We start from the raw sequence: 20,324 nt of genomic DNA, 5'->3' as shown, positions 1-20,324 counted from the left end.
TCCACAAGCGGAAGGGGCGCGCCCACCGAGGTGAGCGCGCCCCTTCCGACGAGCCGGGATCAGCTGCTGTACGCCTCGAGCGGCGGGCAGGAGCAGACCAGGTTGCGGTCGCCCTTCGCGCCGTCGATGCGGCGGACCGGCGGCCAGATCTTCGGTGCCGCGGTGCCGGCCGGGTAGACGGCCTCCTCGCGGGTGTACGGGTGGTTCCACTCGCCGACGGTCACGCTGGCCGCGGTGTGCGGGGCGTTGCGCAGCGGGTTGTCCTCGACGGGCCACTCGCCGGAGCCGACGCGGTCGATCTCGGCCTTGATGGCGATCATGGCGTCGATGAACCTGTCGATCTCGGCCAGGTCCTCGGACTCGGTGGGCTCGACCATCAGGGTGCCGGCGACCGGGAACGACATGGTCGGGGCGTGCAGGCCGTAGTCGGCGAGACGCTTGGCGACGTCGTCCACCGTCACGCCGGTGGCCTTGGTGATCGGGCGCAGGTCGAGGATGCACTCGTGGGCCACGAACCCGCCCTCGCCGGTGTAGAGGACCGGGTAGTGCTCGTCCAGGCGACGGGCCACGTAGTTCGCGGCGGCCACGGCGGTCAGGGTCGCGCGGCGCAGGCCGTCGCCGCCCATCATGCGGACGTAGGCCCACGAGATCGGCAGGATCGATGCGGAACCCCACGGGGCGGCGCTGATCGGGCCGACACCCGTCGCGGGGCCCGCGGTGGGCTGCAGCGGGTGGTTCGGCAGGAACGGGGCGAGGTGGGACTTCACGCCGATCGGGCCGACGCCGGGGCCGCCGCCACCGTGCGGGATGCAGAACGTCTTGTGCAGGTTCAGGTGCGAGACGTCCGAGCCGAACTTGCCGTAACGGGCCAGGCCGATCAACGCGTTGAGGTTCGCGCCGTCGACGTACACCTGGCCGCCCGCGTCGTGGACCAGGCCGCAGACCTCGCGGACGGTGTCCTCGTACACGCCGTGGGTCGACGGGTAGGTGATCATGATCGCGGCGAGGTCCTGAGCGTGTTCCGCGACCGTGGAACGCAGGTGGCCCATGTCGATGTTGCCCTTGTCGTCGCACTTCACGACGACCACGCGCATGCCGGCCATGACGGCGGACGCGGCGTTGGTGCCGTGGGCGGACGACGGGATCAGGCAGACGTCGCGGTCGGTGTTGCCGTTGGCGCGGTGGTAGGCGCGGATGGCGAGCAGGCCGGCGAACTCACCCTGCGAGCCGGCGTTCGGCTGCAGCGACACGGCGTCGTAGCCGGTCACCTCGGCCAGCCAGGCCTCCAGGTCGGACACGATCTTCAGCAGCCCCGCGGCGTCGGAGACCGGCGCGAACGGGTGCAGCGTCGAGAACTCCGGCCAGGTGATGGACTCCATCTCCGCGGTCGCGTTCAGCTTCATCGTGCAGGAGCCGAGCGGGATCATGCTGCGGTCGAGCGCGACGTCCTTGTCGGACAACGCGCGCAGGTAGCGCAGCAGCGCGGTCTCCGAGCGGTGCGCGTGGAAGACCGGGTGCGTCAGGTAGTCCGAGGTGCGGCGCAGGTCGGCCGGGATGCCGTCGGCGGTGTCGGCGTCGATCGCGTCCACATCGGACCCGGTCACGCCGAACGCCTCCCACACCGCGACGACGTGCGCACGCGTGGTCTTCTCGTCGCAAGCGATTGCGACGACGTCGGCGTCGACGAGGCGCAGGTTGATGCCCGCCGCCCGCGCCTTCTCGACGACCGCGGCGGCCTGACCCTCGACGCGCACCTGGACGGTGTCGAAGAACTCGCCGTGCACGACGTCCAGACCGGCCTCGCACAGGCCCGTCGCCAGCACGGTGGCCAGCCGGTGCACGCGGGTCGCGATCGCGCGCAGGCCCTCGGGACCGTGGTAGACGGCGTACATCGAGGCGATCACGGCCAGCAGCACCTGGGCGGTGCAGATGTTCGAGGTCGCCTTCTCGCGGCGGATGTGCTGCTCGCGGGTCTGCAGCGCGAGGCGGTAGGCCAGCGAACCGTCGGCGTCGACCGAGACGCCCACGAGGCGGCCGGGCAGCTGGCGCTCCAGACCGGAACGCACGGCCATGTACCCCGCGTGCGGGCCGCCGAAGCCGATCGGCACGCCGAAGCGCTGGGTGGTGCCGACGACCACGTCCGCACCGATCTCACCGGGCGGGCGCAGCAGCGTCAGCGACAGCAGGTCGGCGACGACCACGGCCTGCGCGCCGGCGGCGTGGATCTCCTCCACCAGCGCGGCCTGGTCGCGCACCACACCGGACGCACCGGGGTACGACAGCAGCACGCCGAAGAAGTCACCGCCCAGGCCCAGGCCCTCGATGCCCTGCGACAGGTCGGCGACGACGATCTCGATGCCCAGCGGCTCGGCGCGCGTCTCGATCACGGCCAGCGTCTGCGGCAGCGTGTCGGAGTCCACGACGAACTTGTCCGACTTGGACTTGCCCGCGCGGCGCACCAGGGTCATGGCCTCGGCGGCGGCGGTCGACTCGTCCAGCATGGACGCGTTCGCGACCGGCAGGCCGGTCAGGTCGCCGACCATCGTCTGGAAGTTCAGCAACGCCTCCAGGCGGCCCTGCGAGATCTCCGGCTGGTACGGCGTGTAGGCGGTGTACCAGGCGGGTGACTCCAGGACGTTGCGCAGGATCACGCCCGGCGTCACGGTGTCGTAGTAGCCCAGGCCGATCATCTGGGTCATCGGCCGGTTCTGCGCCGCGAGCGCGCGCAGCTCGGCCAGCGCCTCGGTCTCGGTCGCGGGCGCCGGCAGGTCCAGCACCAGGTCGCGCTCGTGGATGGACGACGGCACCGCGCGCTGCGCCAGCTCCTCCAGCGACCCGACACCGATGACGTCGAGGATCCGCGCGAGCTCGGCGGGACGCGGACCGACGTGCCGGTCGGCGAACGGGGTGCCGTGCTCGAGAGCGGCGAGCGGAATGCGGTCCTGCGTCATCTAACGCCTCCGGGGGCTGCGGGCACACGTGTCCTGGTGCCCTCCCCGCTCTGTCCGTACCCGGCATCGGGCGCCTGAGAGGTTCACCCACCACGAGGATGGGCTTTCACCGTCGGCGGGATCCCCAGAAATACTGGCGATCCACTTTCCAGAGGCGTCTCGCTCACGCGGTCCAGGGTGCCTGAGAGGTTCCCGGGGAGGAACTTGCTCCTTCGGCGCCGGACTCGATGGCCCGGTCTCTCCCGCCTGAGATCAGCGACTACCCGAGAAGGATACCCGCAGGCAGCCCGCCCAGTCGCCGGGGACGCGACCTACATCTCAGCACCGAGACCGCTCAAAGCCCCGGAAAGCGGGTCGAAGGGGTCGTCGCGCAACGCCACGAGCAGGTGCCTCGTGCCCACGACCTCGTCCCCGCGCCGGGCGGCCACCAGCTTCGCCGCCTCCACCGCGCGCTCCACCCCACCGGGAACGGCCGCCGGTACCAGGGCCGCCGGGTCCACACCGCCGCCGCAACGCGCACCACCCGACTCCAGTCCCGGCGCAGCCGCCGCCCGGAGGAGGCCAGCTGGTCGTCCAGCGTGAGCACCGCCACGAGGTCGCGGCGGTCGCGTCCTGCCGTCCGGCCGCCACCGCGAGCCGGTCGGCCTCGCCGCGGACGATGGGCAGCACCGGGCCGCCCAGTCCCTGCCCGCGCACGACGAACCGGAGCAGCAGACGCACGTAGCCACCACCGGAGTCACCCTCCAGCGCACCGCTCTTGCGCAACATCCGCACGGCGGGCGCCTCCTCGGGTTCGGCCGCCGCACGCACCTGCGCGAGCACCTCCCCTACGTCCACCCGACGCACGGTGAACAGGTCGGCGACCCGTCCGTGGCCGAGCGACAGCAGCGCCACGCACAAGTGGGTCGTGGTGAGCACACCGACACCCGCCTCGGCGAGCGCGGCCCGCAGGCACTCGTCCAGCGCACGGCTGACCGGCGGCGCCGTCTCGACGCGGGCGTGGTGGCAGGCGGTGCGGACCAACGCCGTGACGTCCGGGTGGGACTCGGCGGCACCACCGTCGTCACCGGCCCAGTGCTCGGTGCCGCGGGCCATCGCCTGGGCCGCCATCGACCTCACCCCGAGCTTGCGGCCGGGACCGGTCGTGTCGATGAGCGCGATCACCAGGTTCTCGGTGCCGAGCCGGCCGAACTCCAGCCGGACCGCCCGCTTCACCGCGGCGGACAGCACCTTCACGACCTGGACGGAAGGAGTGGGAGTGGTCATGCGTCAATCCTGGGGAACCACGCCCCCGCGACGCTTCTGCCAACCGGCCACGCGACCGGGCCGGTTGGCCAGTCCTGCGCCGCCGGTCAGCCGGTCGCGCGTTCGCGCCGGCGCCGGGCCAGCTCGTCCTCGGTCATCGGGGCGATCTCGACACCGTCCGCACGTTCGGCCGGGAACTCGTGGATCGTCCCGCTGATCTCCCGCATCGCGCCGCTCACCGCGATGCCGAACACGCCCTGGCCGCCCTGCAGCAGGTCGACGACCTCCTCCGGCGACGTGCACTCGTAGACGGTCGTGCCGTCGGAGAACAACGTGATGCGCGCCAGGTCCTGCACGCCGCGCCGGCGCAGGTGGTCCACGGCGACCCTGATGTTCTGCAGCGAGACCCCGGTGTCCAGCAGCCGCTTCACGACCTTCAGGACGAGGATGTCCTTGAAGGAGTAGAGCCGCTGGCTCCCCGAACCGTGCGCCATCCGCACCGTCGGTGCGACCAGCCCGGTCCTGGCCCAGTAGTCGAGCTGCCGGTAGGTGATCCCGGCGATCTGACACGCCGCGGGTCCCCGGTAGCCGACGAGTTCGTCCGGCAGCGAGGAGTCCGGGAACAGCTCACCCTGCTGCCCGGATTCGGCCCGCAAGGGCGCTTCCTCGACCACGCCTGCCTCCCCTCGCCAACGGCCACGAAAGTCGGGGCCGTCAAGCCGCCTGGTCCACTCGCGCAGACCGGCGACGTCCACTCGAGTTCGACGGTAAGACCGGTCCGAGGGCAGGTCAACGCGACGCGCGGGGAGTGTCTGCCCTCAACCTGAGGTGGAGGGTCAGCCCGTCACCCGAACTAGGACGTTCAGGTGACGTTTAGTGATTGTTTAGCGGCCAAGGTGTGCAGAAAGTAGCCCGATCGAGGGACATCCGGACGGTGTTCACCGGGTCCAAACGAGACGGAAAGCGACGCTCACCACAAACTCGGGTGTCCGCGCAGTGTCTACGTGTCCGCTCCGCGGAAGTCCTCCGGCGAGACCGAGTCGAGGAACTCGCGGAACTTCTCGACCTCGTCCTCCTGCTCGTCCGGGATGATCAGGCCGGCCTCGGCCAGCACCGACTCCTCGGCGTGGATCGGCACTCCCACGCGCAACGCCAGCGCCACCGAGTCCGACGGGCGGGCGGACACCCGCACGTCGCCGTCGAACACGAGCTCGGCGAAGAACGTGCCCTCCTGCAGGTCGGTGATCCGCACCTGCTCCAGGTTGCGGCCCAGCGCCCCGATGACGTCCTTGAGCAGGTCGTGGGTGAGCGGACGGGCCGGACGGACGCCCTGCTGCTCCAGCGCGATCGCGGTGGCCTCGACCGAGCCGATCCAGATCGGCAGGTACCGCTCACCCTCGGTTTCACGCAGCAGGAGGATCGGCTGGTTCTGGGGCAGCTCCACCCGGACGCCCACGACGCGCATCTCGCTCATCGGGTCTCGCCTCCCTCTGACTCGTTGGGGAGTACCCGGAACGTCTCCGAGCATCCCCCGGCGTATGCGTTCGACGCTACCCGCCAAGCGGGCCGTGTGCTCAATCGTTGCGGGCAGAACGTGATCAAGACGATTGCCGCAGACCCGCTCTCACCAACGACATGTGCAACGAGGCGAAGAGGCCGGCCAATTCCCGGACCGTCTCGGGATCTGAGAAGGACTTGAGCACGACCACCTCGTGGTCGGCCGCGGCGCGGACCGCGCGCAGGTGCTCGCGCTCGACGCCGAGCCCGGTCATCGTCCGGATCGTGCGGAGCGCGGTGACGTCCTCGGCGGTGAACACACCGCCGGGACCGGGGCACAGCAGACCGTCGCGTTCCAGCTGGGACAGCTGGTCGGGGCTGATTCCGGTCTGGGCCAGCACTTCGGAGCGGGACACCCCGCAGGAGTCCCGCGGTGCCGCGTCCAGCTGGTCGCGGATCACCTTGAGCGGCAGGTACCTGTCGCGTTGTGCGGACAGCACGAACCGCAGCCTCTCGACGTCCGCCTGGTCGAACTGGCGGTAGCCGGAGGCGGTGCGCGCCGGGCGGACCAACCCCTCCGCTTCCAGGAAGCGGATCTTGGAGATGGTCACCTCCGGGAACTCGGGGCGGAGCTGTTCGAGCACCGCCCCGATGTTCATGACCCCACGGGTGGAGGGCCGCCCGGCCGGCACGCGATCAGGCTCCCGCTGAGCCAGGACCCGTCAGGAAGACCAGGCGGAACTTGCCGATCTGCACCTCGTCGCCGTTCGCGAGGACGGCCTGGTCGACCGGCTCGCGGTTGACGTAGGTGCCGTTGAGGCTGCCCACGTCGATGACGACGAACTCGCCGCTCTCCCTGCGGAACTCGGCGTGGCGGCGCGAGACCGTCACGTCGTCGAGGAAGATGTCGCTGTCGGGGTGGCGCCCCGCGCTCGTCGTGTCGCGGTCCAGCAGGAACCGCGAACCGGCGTTGGGGCCGCGCTTCACCACGAGCAGCGCGGAACCGGCGGGAAGTGCGTCGACACCGGCAACGGCCGGCTCCTGCGCGGGTGCCTCGGCGCCGCCCTCCATCTCCTGGAGGAAGTCCGCCCGGAAGACGGAGGTCCGCTCCGGGGACTGCTCCGGCGGAACGCCTGGGCCGTCGTTCGTGCTCACCTGAGCTCTCCTCCTGCTGCTGGATCCGTCACTTCCGGTAAAACCTATCGCGTTCGGGTCGCCCCCCGAGGAGCGGCTCCCCTTCCGGCCGAACAGCCGGCGAAAGATCGACGTCACTCCTTCTCCACCAACGCCTTGTACCCGTCGGCGTCCAAGAGCCCCTCGACCGCCTCGGGGTCGCTCACGCGGAGCTCGACCATCCAGCCCTCGCCGTACGGGTCGGAGTTGATGGACTCCGGGGACTGGACCAGGGCCTCGTTGATGCCGACGACCTCGCCGTCGAGCGGCGAGTAGAGGTCGGACACGCTCTTGGTCGACTCGACCTCGCCGAACGTGTCGCCGGCCGAGACCGTGTGGCCCACCTCGGGCAGCTGGACGAAGACCACGTCACCGAGCTGTTCCTGGGCGTAGTCGGTGATGCCGACGCGCACGGTGTTCTCACCTGTGCTGGCGACCCACTCGTGCTCCTCGGTGTAGCGAAGCTCCTCGGGAATCAACTGACTGCGCTCCTCGTGCTGAACCTGTATGGGGTGATCTTTTCACGCGGCCCTGTCGGGAGTGACCCTCAGGGCCGAGAAGAACTGGTAGACGTACAGCAGCGCCGACCACAGGTAGAGCGCTCCACCCCAGGCGATGAACGCGTAGGCGAACGGCTGGGCGATCTGCGCCCAGGCCGAGTCGCCCTGCGCGAGCAGCAGCAGGGGGAACGCGTACAGCAGGTTGAAGGTAGCGGCCTTGCCCAGGTAGGTGACCTCGAACGGGCCCCAGCCGCGCTGTCGCAGGACCAGCAGGCAGATGCCGACGACGACCTCCCGTGCCACGAGCACGAGGGCGATCCAGAGCGGCACGATGTCCCTGACCACGAACGCGAGCAGCGTGCAGAACACGTAGAGGCGGTCGGCGGCCGGGTCCAGCAGCGCGCCCAGCCGGCTCATCTGGTTGAGCCAGCGGGCGAGCTTGCCGTCGAGCCAGTCGGACAGACCGGCGAAGACCAGGACCAGCAGCGCCCAGCCGTCGGCCTGGGGTCCGAGCAACAGGTACAGGAAGAGCGGAACGCCGGCCAGCCGCAACACGCTGAGCAGGTTCGGAATCGTCAGCAGGCGATCAGCCGGGTCACGCACACCCGCACTCTAAACGAGTGACTGCGCAGGGGCTGCCGGATGGCGTCACGGCACGCGGTGCGACTGGTTGCGGGTGCTGCGCGGACGGTCGGTCCTCGTGGTGCGGAGAAGGCCGGTGGGGCGACGGGCTCAGGCCGACTTCGTGAGCGTCCAGCCGCGGCGTTCCATCTCGGCGCCGGTGAGCGAGCAGGGGCGGCCGCGGTCGTCACGACCCACCCAGCGGGCGCGGAAACCCTCGAGCACGTACGCGTGACCCCGGCTCCACACCACGCTGCACGGTGAGGTCGGCAGCTCTGCGGCCTGCTGCGGCTGGGTTTCCATGGCGGTTCTCATCTCAGTCCCTCCGTGACATCCGGGATGTCGTCCACCGGGGCTCCGGCGTTATCCCGATGAACGGATTCTGGCGGACTGTGGTTCAGAACACGTGGTTCGGACGGACCCGAAGCGATGACTGGGCCGAACGCCGCGCTGAGCTGTTCGGGCCCGAAGCGCGGCGGGTCCCCAAGTCGTTGCCTGCGCAACCGTTCGTCGTGCGCCGATGACCACACGGCTCGTCAGTTCGATCGGCTCGGCCTAACGTGGCCGCGTGGACCAGGTGAAATTCGGACCGGAGCTCATCGCCCGGCTGATGGACCACCTCTGCGCGCAGCTGACCGGCTGCCTCGGGGTGGGCATGACGCTGTGGCCGGACGGTGCCGTGCTGAAGGCCGTCGGCGTCGCGGAGGAGCTGGACCAGGCGCAGCTGGACGGGCAGCGGGGACCGCTGGTCGACGCCTCGCGCGACGAACGGCAGGTGACCGCCGAGCTGGGCGGCTGCCACGTCGTCGCGGTGCCGGGCAGCTGGGGCGACGGCGGTGGTGCTGACGGTCTACCTCGACCACGAGCCGCGCGCCGCGGACCTCAGTGTGATCGAGGAGACGGAGCCGTTGCTCGCCACGGCGGCCGCGGTGGTCGAGTTCTGCTCCGGCGAGGTGCTGCGCGCCGACCAGATGGTGCGGATGGTGCAGCACCGGCGCTACATCGAGCAGGCCAAGGGGTTGCTGATGGGCGCACGGCAGAGCAAGCCGGGTGAGGCGTTCGAGCTGCTCGTGCGGGCGAGCCAGCACGCGAACGTGAAGCTGCGCGATGTGGCGACAGCGCTGGTCATGGTGGTCGGCGGTGATCTGGAGGAGGTCGGCGACGAGGTCACCGCACCCCCGGAGATCGCCTACGACACCGCGCGCAGACTTTGGGCGGCTTTGCAGGTTTGAGCGGCGCCGGGCAGGGGTACCGCTGCGGCGACCTGTCCTGTCGAGCGACCTCTCCCGTACGGTGAGGGCGCAGCGGTTGAGCCAGCAGCCGCGTGTGGGGACCGCTGCTGTGGCGGTCCCTGTGGTGCGAGTAGGGAGAAGATCGGTGACTGTGCAGGACCCGCAGACCATTGAGCTGTCGGCCCGGCAACCGGCCGCCGGCGTCACGGTGCTCGCCGTGTCCGGCGAGGTGGACATGGTGTCCGCCCCGACGTTGCGCGAAGCCCTGGTGAACGGCCTCTCCGACGGTGGGACGTTCGTGGTCGACATGACCGGCGTGACGTTCCTGGGATCGGCGGGGCTCGCCGTGCTCGTCGAGGCCGCCCGGCTCGCCCCGCAGCACAACGCGTCCCTGAAGGTCGTCGCGACCAAGCGCGCTGTGACGCGTCCGCTGGAGGCCACCGGGCTGGGCGAGGTGTTCAGCGTGCACGACTCGGTGGACGCCGCGCTCAGCTGAGCCCCTCCGGCACGACGGTGAGACGGTTGCCCGCCGCCGCCAGAGCCGACGCGACCTCCGCGAGCGCGTGCGCGACGCCTTCCCGGCGAACGCCGAGCCCGCGCAGGTCGACGGTCAGCGGCACGGCACCTCCTCGCGCCGCGGTGATCAGCGAACGCCGCAACGACGGACCCGCCGAGGCGGGCGCGTCACCGCGGATGACCGCCACCACGCCGGAGGAGGTCTCGTAGGCATGCACCTGGCAGTCCGGTGCGGTGTCCGCCGCCGTCGAGACCGGGGAACGGGACCTGTGCAGACGCACGGTCGTGCCGTTCGCCGAGCGGCGGATCTCCACGTCGTCCACGCTTTCCCTCATGAGCAGAAGACCACGGCCACGAGTGGTGAGCGCCGGCGGCGGTACGCGCCACTGGCCGTGGTCGACGACGTCCACGACCACGCCGCCGTCGCGGCCGACCTGCGCCCGCACCTCGACGGTGCCGCGCGCGGGTCCCGGGTAGGCGTGCTCGACCGAGTTGTTGACCGCCTCGCTGACCGCGAGCACCAGGTCGTCGGACTCGTCCTCGGTGAACCCGCTGCCCTGCAACCACTCACGCAGGTGGCGTCGCACGGGCCCCACTTCGTGTGCGTCCGCGGGGAAACGGAGGGCCAGGAAGTCTTTCTGCACCAGCACGACGCTCCTCCCCATTGATCTCTTGCTTCCAGCAGGTGACTTCCCTGGGTAGGCGACTACTACACGTGCAGTACAAGGTGTGAAATGAGATCCATTCGGGTACGGCACCGACATGCCGGCCTACACAGCAGAACGGACTACGAGGTGGGTGTGACGCAATTGTCAGGGGTGGAACTGCGCATGGCAGCGGACCCGACGCAGCTCTCCATCGCGCGAGCCGTCGCGGCGGACATCGCGATGCGGCAGGACTTCGACCTCGACTCGATCGAGGACCTCAAGCTCGCGGTCGACGAGACGTGCTCCACGTTGATCACGCTCGCCGCCGACGACGCGGTGCTGAGCGCTCACTTCGCGGTGGACGCCGCGGGTGCGGTGCGGGTCAGCGCCAAGGTCACGGCGAAGGCGGCCGCGGGACCGGACGAGGGCAGCTTCGGCTGGCGGGTGCTGACCGCGCTGGTGGACTCGGTGGAGACCTCCGTCGCCGAGACGGAGGGGTTCGTGGTCCACATCGACCTCGTGAAGTCCTCGGCAGGGGCGGTGGATGAGTGACCGGGTCGGAAAAGGCTGCCACCGCGACGGAGACGCCGGAAGCGCCAGAAGCGCAGGTAGTGCCGGAAGCGCAGGTAGTGCCGGAAGAGGTCGCGAAGAGCTCCAAGGGCGGTGACTACGACCACCTGGCGCCGCTGTTCGCCGAGCTCGCGGTGACCCCGGCGGGTCCGGCTCGGGAGACGCTGCGGGACCGGCTGGTCACCGAGCACCTCCCGGTCGCCCAGCACATCGCGCGCCGGTTCGGCCACCGCGGTGAGCCGCACGAGGACCTGGTCCAGGTCGCCACGGTGGGTCTGATCAACGCGGTCGACCGGTTCGACCCCGACCGCGGCAGCGACTTCCTGTCGTTCGCGGTGCCGACGATCATGGGTGAGGTGCGGAAGTACTTCCGCGACTCGTCCTGGTCGGTGCGGATGCCGAGGCGGCTCAAGGAGCTGCACCTCGCGATCAATGCGGGCACCTCGCGGCTGTCGCAGTCGCTCGGCCGCGCGCCGACCCCGTCCGAGCTGGCCGAGCACCTCGGCCTGTCGCGTGACGAGGTCCACGAGGGACTCGCGGCCGGAAACGCTTACCAGAGCGCGTCTTTGGACGACATGCTGATGTCGGACGACTCGTCGATCTCCCTCGGGAACACGATCGGCGAAGAGGACCCGGAGATCGCGATGATCGAGCAGCGGGAGGCGTTGCACCCGCTGCTGCAGAAGCTGCCGGAACGTGAGCGCAAGATCGTGATCATGCGGTTCTTCGGCAACATGACGCAGACCCAGATCGCTCAGAAGGTCGGCATCTCGCAGATGCACGTCTCGCGGTTGCTCGCGAAGACGTTGCGTCAGTTGCGCGATGTCTTGGAGGAGTAGTCAGCGGGTGTCCGCGCGGTTTCAGGCCGCGCGGACACGGCGCCTCGCCGCCGCGATGATCTGGCGCCGTTCGTCCTCACCCATGCCGCCCCACACGCCGTAGGGCTCCTGCGAGTCGAGCGCGTGGCTGCGGCACTGCGCGAGCACGGGGCACTGCGCGCAGATCTCCTTGGCCTTCTCCTCGCGCGCAGCCCTGGCGTAGCCGCGTTCGTTGTCCGGGTGGAAGAAGATGGCGCTGTTCTGCCCGCGGCACAGACCGTCCATCTGCCAGTCCCACACGTCGGTGACCGGCTTGGGCAAACGGGTGGTGCAGGTCATCGCGACTCCCTGAAAGCTGGGGTGGAGAAGTTGCGATCACTGCGTACCTCGGGGTGACCGGTGATAAACCTGTTCAGCCGGTGTTAGAGCCGCTCGGGTGCGCCAATTCCCAGCAGGCCGAGCCCGAGGGTCAGCACCCTGCTCGTCAGGTTCAGCAAATGCAGCCGTGAGTCCTGCAACTCCTGCGTCTCCGCGTTCCTGACCGGGCAGTTCTCGTAGAACGTCGAGAGCGCCGTGGCGGTGTCGAACAGGTAGGCGGTCAGCTTGTGCGGGGCCAGGTCGTCGATGGCCGCCTGGACCGCCGCCGGCAGCTGCAGCAGCTTGAGCGCCAGGTCGCGTTCGGCCTTCTCGTGCAGAGTGATCGCGGCGTCGTTTGGCGCCGTGCGGCCGACCTTGAGCGCGATGGAGTGCGTGCGCGCGTTGGCGTACTGGACGTACACGGACGTGTCGCCGGTCTTGGCCAGCATCTTGTCCCACGAGAAGACGTAGTCCTTCTCGCGGTCGTTGTGCAGGTCGGCGTACTTCACCGCGCCGATGCCGAGGACGCGGGCGAGCTCCGCGCGTTCCTCACCCTCCACCTGGGACGTCTCCGGGATCGCCTTCTCGGCGTGCTCCACGGCCTCGGTGAGCAGGTCGACGAGCTTGATCGTGCCGCCCGCGCGAGTCCTGATCGTCTTGCCGTCCTCACCGAGGATGGTGCCGAACGGCGTGTGCACCGCCGTGTGCGCGTCGTCCAGCCAACCGGCCTGCTTCGACGTCGCGAAGATCATCTGGAAGTGCAGCGTCTGCGGCGCGCCGACCACGTAGATCAGCTCGTCGACCTTGCGCTCCCGCACCCAGTACCGCACGGTCGCGAAGTCGGTGGTCGCGTACCCGTAGCCGCCGTCGCTCTTGCGCACGATCAACGGCTGCCGGTCGCCCTCCCTGCCCTTGAAGCCGGGCGGGAACACGCACAGCGCGCCGTCGGACTCCTCGACGAGCCCCTTCTGCTGCAGCTCGGTGATCGTGTCGGCGAGGAACGGGTTGTAGAAGCTCTCGCCGTAGGTGTCCTCGGCGGTGAGCTGGATGCCCAGCACGTCGTAGATGTGGTCGAAGTGCCGCTGCGACTCCGCGACCAGCTCCCGCCACAGCGCCAGCGTCGCCTCGTCGCCACCCTGCAGCAGCACGACCCGGCGCCGCGACCGGTCGGCGAACGCGGGGTCGCTGTCGAACTTGGCCCGCGCGGCCTGGTAGAAGCCGTTGAGGTCGCTGATCCGGAAGTCGTCCCCGTGCCCGAGGTCGGTGAGGTGCTCGATGAGCATGCCGAACGGCGTGCCCCAGTCACCGAGGTGGTTGTGCGGGATGACCTCGTGCCCGGCGAACGCCAGCAACCGCGACAACGCGTCACCGATGACCGTGGCCCGCACGTGGCCGACGTGCATCTCCTTGGCGACGTTCGGGCTGCTGTAGTCGATGGCGATCCGACGCGGCTCCTGCGTCGTGGGCACGCCGAGCCGCTCGTCGTGGCGGAGGTTGTTCGTCTGCTGTTCGAGGAAGGCCTGCGTCAGCCTGAGGTTGATGAAGCCGGGCCCGGCGATCTCGGGCGTCTCCACGGCATCGGCCGCGTCGAGGTGCTCGACGATCAGCTGGGCGACCTCGCGGGGGTTGCGGCCGACCTTCTTGGCGAGGCTCATGGCCACGTTGCACTGGTAGTCGGCACCGTCGCGGTTGGACGGTCGGATCAGCGCTTCCTCGGCGGTGATGTCCACGTCCAGAGCAGCGCGCAACGCCAGCGCGACCCTCTGGCCCAGCTCGAGCCCGACATCCCCACGCAGCACTGAAACCACCTTTCGACCGCGGCTTTGGTGCCCAGTATTTCACCAGTCACAAATCAGTTGGGAACTGCGGTTGGGATCGAACGGGTGTTCCAGCCGGGACGAGTGGCGGACGGGCTGCGGCCCGCCTCACCAGCGGCCCAGCAGCAGCGCCCCTCCCCCGATCAGCGCCGCCACGCTCACCAGCCCGAACAGCGTCACCCAGCCCAGCGCCGGCACTCCAGTGAGCCACGCCAGCTGGTCCGCGTCCGACCTGGGCGCCTGCCGCCGCCACCGCTTGACCTGCAGCTCCCACACCGGCCGCACCCCGCCGAGCAGCAGGAACCAGGCGAAGACGTAGGCGGCGGCGTCGCGGACCTCGGGCGAGGCGTAGAAGGAGATGAAGAAGAAGGCGCCGCCCGTCACGATGATGGACAGCACGCCGAACACGTTGCGGATCATGACGAGCATCGCCGCCAGGAAGGCGATGGTGATCCAGAGCATCAGGCGGATCTGGTCGTTCGTGATGAGCAGGGCCGCGCCGAAGCCGAGCAGGGACGGGGCGGTGTAGCCGGCCAGTGCGGTGAGGACCATGCCGGGGCCGCGGGGTTTGCCGCGGGAGACGGTGAGGCCGCTGGTGTCGGAGTGCAGCTTGATGCCGCTGAGGCGACGGCCCGTCAAGACGGCCAGCAGGGCGTGGCCGCCCTCGTGGGCGATGGTGATGACGTTGCGGGTCAGGCGCCAGACCGCGGACAGGGCCACGGCCAGGAAGGCGGCCAGCGCGGTGCCCCACGTGATCAGGACCTCGTGCGTGAGCAGTTCGTCCGAGAGCATCGCGACATGGAAACAGATGCGCCGTGAGAGCCGCATGTGGGCTCTCACGGCGCATCTGCTCCGGACGGGGATACGTGGGGGTCTGACCGTCCGGATGGGCGTGAAGCTAGTGCTTGATCCGATCGCTGATCTTGTCGCGGTCCACGCGGTCGGTCTTCGGGTCCACCACGGCCTGCTCCTTCGTGATGGGCTCCTGTGCGCGCGGGGTGACGGCCGGGTCCACCTGCTCGATCCGGCGGTCGTCACCGACGTGGTCGTGACGCACGTCGTCGTGCGCACGGTCGTCGTGCGCCTCACGCGGCTCGGGCAGGTCCGGCTCCTCCTCGATCAGCTTGCGGCGCGCGGGCATGACCGCGAGCAGCAGGCCGAACAGGGCGAGGCCGAGGTGCAGCCAGTTGTCGTTCGTGTTGAGCGCCAACGGGTTGCCGGCCTCGGACACCGGGTTCTGGGCCACGATGCCGGTGATCATCAGGCCCCACACGAACAGCGCGCCGTAACCGGCGAAGAGCAGCCATCCGTACAGCCGGGCGAGGCCCGAACCGAGAGCCATCACCAGACCGAGCGCTCCGACGACCACGTGCACCAGGTTGTGCAGCGCGTTCACCGAGAACCCGAGCACGAACGAGTGTGTGGTCCAGTCGCCGATGCCGGTGCGGGTGAAGCCCACGACGCCGAACACGATGAACGCGATGCCGGCCAGCCCTGCCAGCACCTGCACCGGTTGCAGACCGGCGACCTTGACAGTGACGCGGTGGGTCATGACGCCCTCCAGGCTCCGTACTTGGTCGCCGGAGAACTACCCCGCCATCGCCTCGGTCAAACCGTGCACGGAGACGTCGGGCATGCCGGTGCGCGGCACCACGACGTTGCGCTTGGCGACGTGGACCACGCGCGCGCGAGACGGGTTGATCAGAACGGTGACTTCGGCGTTGAGGTCGGTATAAGCGCGGACCTCGATCTGTGTGCCACGAGCGGCCGCATTGCGCAACGCAGCGGGCAACGTGTCCAAGTTCCAGGGTTTCACCAGACGGAACTGGAACTCGTCGACGTGCAGGACGGCCCACAGCTCGGTGTCGGTAGGCGGATCGGTCGGGTTCATGGCGGCGGTCTCCTCACAAGGTGGGCTCCGGACGCCGCGCCCACCGCTCGGCGCCCGGAAGATCAGTTACAACGGAAGATCTGTTACGGCAACTGGGTCACGACGTACGAGACCCGGTAGAACGCACCGGCGCCCGCGACGTCGCGCTGCGTGGCGGCGGCACGGCAGGGCACGGAGAAGGCCCCGATCCTGGTGTCGGCGGTGGGGTCGTCCTCGACGACGGACACCAGGACCGTGCCACCGGGCCCGATGAACTCCGTGATCTGGTCGGAGGTTCCGAACTCGGTGGCCTCTCTCGTCTGGCCTTCGGTGAAGGTGCGCACGCCGGTTCTCTCGTCGCCGACCACGAGGTAGATCTCGTCGGTCGGCGTCTCCTGCAGGTCGAGCGCGCGCACCTCGGTGACGCGCAGCTCACAGCCGCCTGCCATGGCGACCTGGGCGTGCGACGTTCCCGCGGTGACGGCGGCGATCCCACCGGCAAGGGACAACACGGCTGCGGCGCGCTTCAGGTTCATCAGGTTCTCCTCGGGTCGAGTTTCTTGCCCCACAAGGAGAACGCAGAAGCACACCTCAGCACATCAGTCGCAATACCTAGGTTTGGTCGCGGGCGATGCGCGCGGCCTCCGACCGGTTGCCCGCGCCGAGCTTGGCCAGCACGTGCGACACGTGCAGGCCGACGGTGCGCACGCTCAGCACCAGCTCGGCGGCGATCTCGCGGTTGGTGCGGCCCCAGCCGAGCATCTCCAGGACCTCGCGCTCGCGCGGGGTGAGCGTGCCGAGCTGGGGTTCGTCCCCGTGCAGCAACGGGATGCGCTGCCGGCGAGCGGCCCGGTCGATCCTCTTCCGCAACGGCACGGCGCGCAACCGCTCGGCCACGACGTGTGCCCGGCGCAACGCTTCCGGCTCACCGCACCGGGTCCTGGCGTAGGCCGCCTGGTACGGCATCCGCTGCCGGTCCCAGTCGGCGGCCACGGCGGCCCAGTCGTCCAGCCCCGCCTCGGCGAGGGCCACCCGGCGCCACCTCGTCCTCCGGCCCGCGCGGCACCGGCAGCCGCGCGAGCAGCCCTGCTCCACCGCCTCGGGTCGTCGAGCTTGGTGACCCGGCCACCCGCCGCCTGCAGGTCGTGCACCGCCCCCAGGCCCTCGGCGATCAGCCGCAGCACCTCGCCGCCGGTCAACGCCGCCGGCGGGTCCAGCACCGTCTCGCGGCACAGCTCCACCGCCGCCCGGTGCCGGCCTTTCGCCCGTGCCGCAACGGCCCTGGTGTACGCGCTCTGGGCGGCGAACAACGCGTCCTGCCCGTCGATGGCCTTCGCGGCCGCCTCGACCAGGTCGTCCGGGTCCAGCCCGCGCAACGCCCGCGCCTCCGCCTGGCAGAGCAGGATGCGCGCGGCCTTGTTGCCGGGGATGGTGTCCGGCACCTCCAGCACGTCGAGCTCCGGCCACCTGCCCAGCGCGAGCAGGCTGGTGGCGAGGTTGTACCGGATCGGCGCGCTGTACGTCGACGGGAATCCCTGCACGGCAAGCCGTTTGAGCGCTTCCGCACCGATGCGCGCGCTGCGTTCGTGGTGTCCCGAACTACCGAGCACGAACGTCAGGTTGCCCACGGCCCTGGTGTACTCACGCATGTCGCCGCTGCGATGAGCCGACGCGCGCGCTTCCTCCAGTGTCGCAACGCCTTTGTCCATGTCGCCCAGGAACGCCTCACACACCCCGCGCACGCTCAAGCCGTACGCGCGCACGGACTCGTCAGGCGTCGTCACCGCCGCGATCATCTCGACGGCGGCCGCGTACTCCCCCTGCGACATCAGCCAGCTGGCCTCGGCGACGGCGATCCGGTGTGCCGCCACGCCGTCGGCCAACGCCTTGGCCTCCAGCAGGGTCTCGTGTGCGGCCGCCCGGTCGCCCAGCACGAACTGGCAGTCCCACAACAGGTACAGCAGCTCGCACCGGTCGTTCGAGGTCGCGAGTGCCTTGCGCAGCTCGGCCGCCGCCTCCTCCGGTTTTCCGGCGGACCGCAGCGCTCGAGCGCGCACGAGCGCATCCCCTTCGTCCTCCATGCCCCCTCGCACGTACTGGAAGAGGACCGGACGAGGTGTCAGATACGGCCGGGGGCCGCCTGCGGCTTGCGACCGATTCCCGCGTACGCGCCGGGGACCACGCACGGCGCCTCGATCTGCAGGCCCTCCAGCAGCTGCTCGACCGGCTGCGGGTGCGAGACCACGAGGAAACCGCCGGCGGGCAACGCGTGCCGGTAGCGGCGGACGACCCGGCCGGGACCGGTGGCGTCGTCGACGTACCGCAGGACGTCCACCATCAGCACCGCGTACGGCTCGCGCAGGTCCAGGTGGGACAGCACGCCGGGATGTCGCAGCACCTGCTCGGGGCGGCGCAGGTCGGCCTGGACCGCGCACGCCCGCGGCTCGCCGCGCAGCAGGCCGCGGGCGAAGGTGGCGGTCACCTGGTCGGAGTCCACGTAGACGACACGGGCGTCGGGCAGCGTCTGGTGCGTCGCGCCGCACGTCGGGATGCCGGAGCCGAGGTCGAGGAACTGGCGGACGCCCGCCTCCCAGCAGTGCCGGACGGCGTGGCGCAGGAAGAGCCGGTGGGCGCGGGTGACGAGCGGCAGCTCGGGGTCGATCCGGACCGCCTGCTTGGCGAACGCGCGGTCGGCGGCGTAGTTGTGGGCGCCGCCCAGGTAGTAGTCGTGGATCCGCGCGGCGTTCGGCCGACGTACGTCGACCTCGTACCGTGCGAAGGCGGGGACCGCAGCCATTCGCAGAGCGTAACTGGCGTCTAGACCATTCGGGCGAAGTTTTCGAAGATTCTTTGGGTCCGTCTGACATTCACCCGGTTGACAGCGGGCCCGGTCCACCCCACAGAGACCGGGCCACGTAGCGCGTACGGGGATCGAACCCGTGTTTCCGGATTGAGAATCCGACGTCCTGACCACTGGACGAACACGCCGAACACGAGCATCAAAACAAATGCTCGCTAAAAATAGATTGACTGCGTTTCAGCTGGTCACAGCTTGGCCGGAGCTCCGGTCCATTCATCTGCTCGGATCATGCAACAATCATGACCGAGCACCTGACACACCCGCAAAGGAATTAATCGAGCCACGTCAGCGCGAGCCACAGCGCCGCTCGGGCATCGGCCGAACCGAGGTCGCGGCCGAGCAGTCGTTCGACGTGCCCGATGCGGTGCCGGACGCTGTTGCGGTGCACGCCGAGCACCGCCGCGGCCCGGTCCCAGCTGCCGTGCTGGGCCAGCCAGGCCCTCAGCGTCTCGACCAGCTCCGGCCTCGCGAGCAGCGCCGCGAGCTCCCTGCGGGCGAACGCGGACGCCACCGCCGGGTCCAGCAGCGACGTCAGGTCGACGACGCGACGGCGGGTGCGCCGGTCGCCAGCGCCCGCGGCAACAGGGCGGAGGCCTCCGCCACCGCCTCACCGACCGCCGACACCGGCAGCTCCTCACCCGCGATCGGCGCCGACACGCCGACCGCCGGTCACCACCCCGGCCGGACCAGCGCGAGAACCCGTCGCCCACCCCGACACCACCGGCCCGTACCGCCTGGCCAGCACGTCGTAGTCCGCCGCGACTCCCCCGCGACCACCCGGTACGGCCCCGGTCCCAGCACGCCGGCCAGGCCGGGGACCTCAGCCCGCAGCAGCGACGCCGCCAGCCGCGCGAGCCGCCCGCGTTCGCTCTCCACGTCCCTGCGCAGCAGCCCGAGCAACGCCAGCGCCACCGTGACCACGGCCCGTTCGGCCGGTGACAGCGGACTCGCCCGCCGCACCACGAGCACCGACGACTCGACCGGGTCGAGCGTCACGTGCTCGTCACCCACCTGGGCGGAGGCCGAACGGGGGCCGGTGCCCGACGCCACCCGGTCCACCAGCGACGCCACGTCGTCCGGCGCGCTCGCCGGTTCCACGAGGTCCGCGCGGCAGCCCAGCACGACCGCCAGCGTGGTCAGCACCGACTCCACCGGCCGGACGCGGGTGGCGGCACGGGTGAGCGCGCGCTGGCTGTCCGCGAGCATCCGCTGCTCCCGCACGGCGATCTCGGCGAGCAACGCGCCCAACGCCTGCGACACCGCGAGGAACGGGGTGGACGGCGGCACAGCCAGCAGCGGCATCCCCTGCTGCGCACAGGCCTCGACCAGCGGCGACGGCACCTCGCGGAACTCCGGCTCCACCCCGAACCCGATCGCCGAGACCCCCGAGGACACCAGCCCGGCGACGTAGCCGGGCACGTCGCCGGGGAACCGCACCCCGGCCGTGAGCAGCAGCTCCTCCCCGACCAGGTACGGCGTCGGGTCGGCGAGCTCGGACACGTGCGCCCAGCGGACCGGCCGGTCCAGCCCGGATGATCCACACAGGACGGTCAGCCCGAGGTCTGCTCGCGCGACGAGCTCGCGCAGTGGGACGGTGTGCACAACCACAAGCCCAGGATTGTGCAGAACGACTGCTTACCAGCGCCAGCC

General features: G+C 70.2%; 26 protein-coding genes, 1 tRNA gene and 1 riboswitch. Of the genes, 4 read left to right on the top strand and 23 right to left on the bottom strand.

Going from position 1 to position 20,324, the window contains the following annotated elements; all coding sequences use genetic code 11:
• Positions 1–59: 59 nt before the first annotated feature.
• From gcvP to BBK82_RS25425, 9 genes are all read right to left on the bottom strand, one after another.
• Positions 60–2,951, bottom strand: a complete 2,892-nt coding sequence (gcvP, locus tag BBK82_RS25465; protein ID WP_065917266.1) for an aminomethyl-transferring glycine dehydrogenase — start codon at positions 2,949–2,951, stop codon at positions 60–62.
• A gap of 158 nt (positions 2,952–3,109) precedes the next feature.
• Positions 3,110–3,206, bottom strand: a riboswitch (glycine riboswitch).
• A gap of 63 nt (positions 3,207–3,269) precedes the next feature.
• Positions 3,270–4,217, bottom strand: a complete 948-nt coding sequence (locus tag BBK82_RS25460; RefSeq protein WP_154697484.1) for a hypothetical protein — start codon at positions 4,215–4,217, stop codon at positions 3,270–3,272.
• Positions 4,218–4,303: 86 nt separating this feature from the next.
• Positions 4,304–4,870 (bottom strand): MerR family transcriptional regulator, encoded by a 567-nt coding sequence (locus BBK82_RS25455; RefSeq protein ID WP_065917264.1) that lies wholly within the window; start codon positions 4,868–4,870, stop codon positions 4,304–4,306.
• A gap of 326 nt (positions 4,871–5,196) precedes the next feature.
• Positions 5,197–5,670, bottom strand: a complete 474-nt coding sequence (locus tag BBK82_RS25450; protein WP_030468959.1) for a bifunctional nuclease family protein — start codon at positions 5,668–5,670, stop codon at positions 5,197–5,199.
• 124 nt (positions 5,671–5,794) lie between these two features.
• Positions 5,795–6,352, bottom strand: a complete 558-nt coding sequence (locus tag BBK82_RS25445) for a MerR family transcriptional regulator (protein WP_065917263.1) — start codon at positions 6,350–6,352, stop codon at positions 5,795–5,797.
• 37 nt (positions 6,353–6,389) lie between these two features.
• On the bottom strand, positions 6,390–6,848 hold the full coding sequence (gene garA, locus BBK82_RS25440) for a glycogen accumulation regulator GarA (RefSeq protein WP_030476302.1): 459 nt from the start codon (positions 6,846–6,848) through the stop codon (positions 6,390–6,392).
• Positions 6,849–6,961: 113 nt separating this feature from the next.
• Positions 6,962–7,345, bottom strand: a complete 384-nt coding sequence (gene gcvH / locus BBK82_RS25435) for a glycine cleavage system protein GcvH (protein WP_065917262.1) — start codon at positions 7,343–7,345, stop codon at positions 6,962–6,964.
• Positions 7,346–7,387: 42 nt separating this feature from the next.
• Complete coding sequence (locus tag BBK82_RS25430) at positions 7,388–7,969, bottom strand: CDP-alcohol phosphatidyltransferase family protein (RefSeq protein ID WP_065917261.1); 582 nt, start codon at positions 7,967–7,969, stop codon at positions 7,388–7,390.
• A gap of 129 nt (positions 7,970–8,098) precedes the next feature.
• A complete protein-coding gene (locus BBK82_RS25425) occupies positions 8,099–8,302 on the bottom strand; it encodes a hypothetical protein (RefSeq protein WP_065917260.1) in 204 nt (67 codons plus the stop codon).
• Positions 8,303–8,823: 521 nt separating this feature from the next.
• Here BBK82_RS25425 and BBK82_RS54295 point away from each other — a divergent pair.
• The gene (locus BBK82_RS54295; protein WP_065917259.1) at positions 8,824–9,219 is read left to right on the top strand and encodes an ANTAR domain-containing protein; all 396 of its coding nucleotides are present in this window, start codon (positions 8,824–8,826) and stop codon (positions 9,217–9,219) included.
• 145 nt (positions 9,220–9,364) lie between these two features.
• A complete protein-coding gene (locus tag BBK82_RS54290) occupies positions 9,365–9,715 on the top strand; it encodes an STAS domain-containing protein (protein ID WP_237047574.1) in 351 nt (116 codons plus the stop codon).
• Here BBK82_RS54290 and BBK82_RS25410 read toward each other — a convergent pair.
• Positions 9,708–10,385, bottom strand: a complete 678-nt coding sequence (locus BBK82_RS25410) for an ATP-binding protein (protein WP_065917258.1) — start codon at positions 10,383–10,385, stop codon at positions 9,708–9,710. The genes BBK82_RS54290 and BBK82_RS25410 overlap by 8 nt on opposite strands.
• A 180-nt stretch (positions 10,386–10,565) precedes the next feature.
• Here BBK82_RS25410 and BBK82_RS25405 point away from each other — a divergent pair, with 180 nt between their 5' ends.
• Together BBK82_RS25405 and BBK82_RS25400 are read left to right on the top strand one after the other, a co-directional pair.
• Complete coding sequence (locus BBK82_RS25405) at positions 10,566–10,934, top strand: ATP-binding protein (protein WP_065921337.1); 369 nt, start codon at positions 10,566–10,568, stop codon at positions 10,932–10,934.
• Between the two features lie 77 nt (positions 10,935–11,011).
• A complete protein-coding gene (locus BBK82_RS25400) occupies positions 11,012–11,791 on the top strand; it encodes a SigB/SigF/SigG family RNA polymerase sigma factor (RefSeq protein WP_065917257.1) in 780 nt (259 codons plus the stop codon).
• Positions 11,792–11,812: 21 nt separating this feature from the next.
• Here BBK82_RS25400 and BBK82_RS25395 read toward each other — a convergent pair whose 3' ends face one another.
• The 13 genes from BBK82_RS25395 to BBK82_RS25350 form a co-directional block, all read right to left on the bottom strand.
• On the bottom strand, positions 11,813–12,109 hold the full coding sequence (locus BBK82_RS25395; RefSeq protein WP_065917256.1) for a WhiB family transcriptional regulator: 297 nt from the start codon (positions 12,107–12,109) through the stop codon (positions 11,813–11,815).
• 83 nt (positions 12,110–12,192) lie between these two features.
• A complete protein-coding gene (argS, locus tag BBK82_RS25390; RefSeq protein WP_065917255.1) occupies positions 12,193–13,926 on the bottom strand; it encodes an arginine--tRNA ligase in 1,734 nt (577 codons plus the stop codon).
• A 126-nt stretch (positions 13,927–14,052) separates the two neighbouring features.
• Positions 14,053–14,736 (bottom strand): M50 family metallopeptidase, encoded by a 684-nt coding sequence (locus BBK82_RS25385; RefSeq protein WP_065917254.1) that lies wholly within the window; start codon positions 14,734–14,736, stop codon positions 14,053–14,055.
• Positions 14,737–14,842: 106 nt separating this feature from the next.
• A complete protein-coding gene (locus tag BBK82_RS25380) occupies positions 14,843–15,496 on the bottom strand; it encodes a DUF4383 domain-containing protein (protein ID WP_065917253.1) in 654 nt (217 codons plus the stop codon).
• Positions 15,497–15,532: 36 nt separating this feature from the next.
• A complete protein-coding gene (locus tag BBK82_RS25375; RefSeq protein WP_065917252.1) occupies positions 15,533–15,835 on the bottom strand; it encodes a hypothetical protein in 303 nt (100 codons plus the stop codon).
• Between the two features lie 83 nt (positions 15,836–15,918).
• A complete protein-coding gene (locus BBK82_RS25370) occupies positions 15,919–16,350 on the bottom strand; it encodes a hypothetical protein (protein ID WP_065917251.1) in 432 nt (143 codons plus the stop codon).
• Positions 16,351–16,426: 76 nt separating this feature from the next.
• On the bottom strand, positions 16,427–16,576 hold the full coding sequence (locus BBK82_RS54285) for a response regulator transcription factor (protein ID WP_269466105.1): 150 nt from the start codon (positions 16,574–16,576) through the stop codon (positions 16,427–16,429).
• Positions 16,525–17,871 (bottom strand): tetratricopeptide repeat protein, encoded by a 1,347-nt coding sequence (locus BBK82_RS56100; protein ID WP_065917250.1) that lies wholly within the window; start codon positions 17,869–17,871, stop codon positions 16,525–16,527. The genes BBK82_RS54285 and BBK82_RS56100 overlap by 52 nt, the downstream gene beginning before the upstream one ends.
• A gap of 62 nt (positions 17,872–17,933) precedes the next feature.
• The gene (locus BBK82_RS25360; protein ID WP_065917249.1) at positions 17,934–18,611 is read right to left on the bottom strand and encodes an SAM-dependent methyltransferase; all 678 of its coding nucleotides are present in this window, start codon (positions 18,609–18,611) and stop codon (positions 17,934–17,936) included.
• A gap of 119 nt (positions 18,612–18,730) precedes the next feature.
• Positions 18,731–18,802, bottom strand: a tRNA-Glu gene (locus BBK82_RS25355).
• Between the two features lie 143 nt (positions 18,803–18,945).
• Positions 18,946–19,185, bottom strand: coding sequence for a helix-turn-helix domain-containing protein (locus tag BBK82_RS48990; RefSeq protein WP_218920332.1), 240 nt, complete (start codon positions 19,183–19,185; stop codon positions 18,946–18,948).
• Positions 19,186–19,205: 20 nt separating this feature from the next.
• A complete protein-coding gene (locus BBK82_RS55830) occupies positions 19,206–19,331 on the bottom strand; it encodes a hypothetical protein (RefSeq protein WP_257785388.1) in 126 nt (41 codons plus the stop codon).
• Between the two features lie 12 nt (positions 19,332–19,343).
• Positions 19,344–20,276, bottom strand: a complete 933-nt coding sequence (locus tag BBK82_RS25350) for a PucR family transcriptional regulator ligand-binding domain-containing protein (protein WP_170067963.1) — start codon at positions 20,274–20,276, stop codon at positions 19,344–19,346.
• Between the last annotated feature and the right edge of the window lie 48 nt (positions 20,277–20,324).

Source organism: Lentzea guizhouensis (genome assembly GCF_001701025.1).
Lineage (GTDB): Bacteria > Actinomycetota > Actinomycetes > Mycobacteriales > Pseudonocardiaceae > Lentzea > Lentzea guizhouensis.
Note: the sequence above shows the minus strand (reverse complement) of the source record. Positions and strands in the feature narration are given on the sequence as shown.

Bases quoted from the DNA above. Each gene is read 5' to 3' on its own strand.
- gcvP (WP_065917266.1), bottom strand. From the start codon at position 2,951: ATGACGCAGGACCGCATTCCGCTCGCCGCTCTCGAGCACGGCACCCCG.
- BBK82_RS25460 (WP_154697484.1), bottom strand. From the start codon at position 4,217: ATGACCACTCCCACTCCTTCCGTCCAGGTCGTGAAGGTGCTGTCCGCC.
- BBK82_RS25450 (WP_030468959.1), bottom strand. From the start codon at position 5,670: ATGAGCGAGATGCGCGTCGTGGGCGTCCGGGTGGAGCTGCCCCAGAAC.
- BBK82_RS25445 (WP_065917263.1), bottom strand. From the start codon at position 6,352: ATGAACATCGGGGCGGTGCTCGAACAGCTCCGCCCCGAGTTCCCGGAG.
- BBK82_RS25425 (WP_065917260.1), bottom strand. From the start codon at position 8,302: ATGAGAACCGCCATGGAAACCCAGCCGCAGCAGGCCGCAGAGCTGCCG.
- BBK82_RS25405 (WP_065921337.1), top strand. From the start codon at position 10,566: ATGGCAGCGGACCCGACGCAGCTCTCCATCGCGCGAGCCGTCGCGGCG.
- BBK82_RS25395 (WP_065917256.1), bottom strand. From the start codon at position 12,109: ATGACCTGCACCACCCGTTTGCCCAAGCCGGTCACCGACGTGTGGGAC.
- BBK82_RS25385 (WP_065917254.1), bottom strand. From the start codon at position 14,736: ATGCTCTCGGACGAACTGCTCACGCACGAGGTCCTGATCACGTGGGGC.
- BBK82_RS25380 (WP_065917253.1), bottom strand. From the start codon at position 15,496: ATGACCCACCGCGTCACTGTCAAGGTCGCCGGTCTGCAACCGGTGCAG.
- BBK82_RS25375 (WP_065917252.1), bottom strand. From the start codon at position 15,835: ATGAACCCGACCGATCCGCCTACCGACACCGAGCTGTGGGCCGTCCTG.
- BBK82_RS25370 (WP_065917251.1), bottom strand. From the start codon at position 16,350: ATGAACCTGAAGCGCGCCGCAGCCGTGTTGTCCCTTGCCGGTGGGATC.
- BBK82_RS54285 (WP_269466105.1), bottom strand. From the start codon at position 16,576: ATGCTCGGCTGGGGCCGCACCAACCGCGAGATCGCCGCCGAGCTGGTG.
- BBK82_RS25360 (WP_065917249.1), bottom strand. From the start codon at position 18,611: ATGGCTGCGGTCCCCGCCTTCGCACGGTACGAGGTCGACGTACGTCGG.